The organism is Nocardia carnea, assembly GCF_029869215.1.
GTDB classification, from domain to species: domain Bacteria; phylum Actinomycetota; class Actinomycetes; order Mycobacteriales; family Mycobacteriaceae; genus Nocardia; species Nocardia carnea_B.
The window spans coordinates 1-2523 of record NZ_JARWPM010000125.1; the positions used below are offsets into that span (position 1 = coordinate 1).

Below are 2523 nucleotides of genomic sequence, written 5' to 3' on the forward strand. Positions count from 1 at the left end.
GTTCGGCGGTCCGGCCGCCGGCCCGCAGTAACGGCTGAGCCTGCAGAAATTCGATAAACCGCCCGCAGGCCTACTGATCCCGGGCATGCCGCACGGCATAACACGCCGCCAACCCCCCCCCCGCGCGCCCCCCCCCGGGCCCCGGCCCCGGCGGCGGGGGGGGGCCGGGAACCCCCCCGGGGCCGCCGGGCGGGGCTTCGCCGGGTGCGTAACCCTGCGGCACGGCGGGCCGGGCCCCGGTGCTTTCCGTGGCGTCGGCGGCGTACCCGGCACGTGGCCCGGCGTCACCGGGGTGCTCGGATCGCACCACCGGTATCCCGCCGGTGTGGTCGACCGGCACCACCGGGAGTCCGCCGGTGTGCTCGACGCCCCTCGGCACCGCCCCGAAACCACCCGTCTGCTCCACCGGCTGCCCGGCGGGTGACGGCGCGGCCCGGTTTATCGCGACGGTGCGTTGCGCGCCGGTTCGGTCGATCTCCTGCGGGCCCGCGCCGGGACGCCCCTGGGCTGCCGCACCACCGGTGTGCTCAACGGCCGGCGCCCCGGGCACACCCGGGCCGGGCTGCGGCGAAACCACCTGGGGCGCAGCGCCCGCGAAGCGACCGTCGGCCGGATAGCCCGGCGGCGGCGCGCCGGGAGGTACCGGAACCTGTTGCGGGGAACCATATCCCGCGGCCGGAGCGGCGTATCCCGTACCCCGCCCCGTCTGCTCGGTCACCGGCGGGTAGGCGGGCGCCGGTGCGGTGAGCGCATGTGCTGCGGCCGCGGCGAATTCGGCACAGGTGCGGTAACGGTGACCGGGATGTTTGGCCATCGCCTTCGCCAGCACCGGGTCCAGGCCCGGCGGCAGACCACGACGTTTGACCGCCAGCGGCGGCGGGGCCAGCTGGAGATTCCCGTGGATGATATCGGCGGGGTTGGGCGAATCGAACGGCGCCATTCCGGTGAGCAGCCAGTACAGGGCGCAAGCCAGCGAATACTGATCCGACCGGCCGTCCATGTCGCCGCCGGTCATCTGTTCCGGGGAGGCGAATGCCAGGGTCGCGGTGAACATCCCGGTCTGCGTGAGCCGCACCGTTTCCGCACGTAACCGGGCCAACCCGAAATCGGTCAGGAAAACCCGCTCACCCTGACCGGTATTGGCCCGGGCCAGCAGGATATTCGACGGTTTCACATCGCGGTGCAGTACGCCCATTCCGTGTGCGTAATCGAGAGCGTCGGCCACCCCGGAAATGATCTGCACCGCTTTTTCCGGCGGCAGGGTCAGCGAATTCACGGTACCCGCGTCGGCGCCGTCGATGTACTGCATGCACATCCACAGATGCTCGCCCTCGGCGCCGCGGTCGTAGACCGTGACGATGCTCGGATGGTCGAGCGCCGCCGCCAGATCGGCCTCCCGCTCGAACCTGGTCCGGATCGCGGCATCGGCGAACAGTTCCGGTTTGAGCAGTTTGAGCGCGGTCTGTTTCCCGAGCCGGGGATGCCGGGCCAGATATACGGCGCCCATTCCGCCCTCACCGAGTAACCGCTCGATGGTGAACCCGGCGAACACGTCACCGCTGTTGAGCAACACGACCCCCTTCGGGCAACCGACAGACTCGTGAGCCTACCGGGCTCACGCCGTCCGTTCCGGCGTGACAAGGGTAATCCGCGCGGTACATGGCAGCCTTGACGATCCGTTCAGCCGGGGGTAACCAAACCTGATTCGTAGGCCAGCACCACCGCCTGCGCCCGATCACGCAGATCCAATTTCGTGAAGACCTTCGACACATGCGTTTTCACGGTCTGCTCCGCAATGAACAGGGCCTCCGCGATTTCGGTATTCGACATCCCGCGAGCGACGAGTTCCAGGATTTCCCGCTCGCGCGGAGTCAGCGCCGCCAGCGCCGGGGCGGGGGTACGGCGGGCGGAGCGCCGGGCCGTCACCTCGGCGATCAACCGCCGGGTCACGGTCGGGGCGAGCAACGCCTCCCCGGCGGCGACCACGCGGACCGCGCGCACCAGTTCCTCGGCCGGGGCATCCTTCAGCAGGAAACCACTCGCACCCAGACCGAGCGCCTCGTAGACGTAGTCGTCGATATCGAAAGTGGTGAGCATGAGCACGCGGACCGGCGGATCGAAACCGGCGTTCAGAATGGAACGGGCCGCGTCCAGGCCGTTCATCTCCGGCATCCGGACATCCATGAGCACCACATCGGGCCGCAACCGCGCCGCCTCGGCGACCGCCACTTTCCCATCCGGCGCGTCCCCGACAACACTGATATCGGGCTGCGCGGCCAGCAGAGCGCCGAACCCCTGCCGGACCATGGCCTGGTCATCGGCGATCAAAACGGTTATTGCCACGCGCTCAGCCTAATTGCTGTGTCCATGGCGCCGCCGCCGGCGGCGCGGGGGGGGGGGGCCCCCCCGTGGCGGGCCGATTTCGAACGCACCCCCGAACTCGGTGACGCCTTCACCAAGGAGGTGGTCCAGGCCGCCGCCCCCGATTTTGTCTTCGCCGGCTGGAATTACGGCTTCCGGGAG

Annotated in this window: 2 protein-coding genes and 1 pseudogene; 1 reads left to right on the plus strand and 2 read right to left on the minus strand. The window is 69.9% G+C overall.

Annotation, left to right across the window (positions count from 1 at the left end; genetic code table 11):
- Positions 1-70: 70 nt before the first annotated feature.
- A complete protein-coding gene (locus QH276_RS08055) occupies positions 71-1573 on the minus strand; it encodes a serine/threonine-protein kinase (RefSeq protein ID WP_348536952.1) in 1503 nt (500 codons plus the stop codon).
- 107 nt (positions 1574-1680) lie between these two features.
- Positions 1681-2343 carry a response regulator transcription factor gene (locus QH276_RS08060; RefSeq protein ID WP_280401728.1) on the minus strand — a complete coding sequence of 221 codons (663 nt, stop codon included), beginning with the start codon at positions 2341-2343 and terminating at the stop codon, positions 1681-1683.
- 63 nt (positions 2344-2406) lie between these two features.
- On the opposite strand from QH276_RS08060, the pseudogene QH276_RS08065 reads away from it, so the two are divergent.
- A pseudogene (locus QH276_RS08065) lies at positions 2407-2523 on the plus strand (ABC transporter substrate-binding protein); the annotation flags it as partial.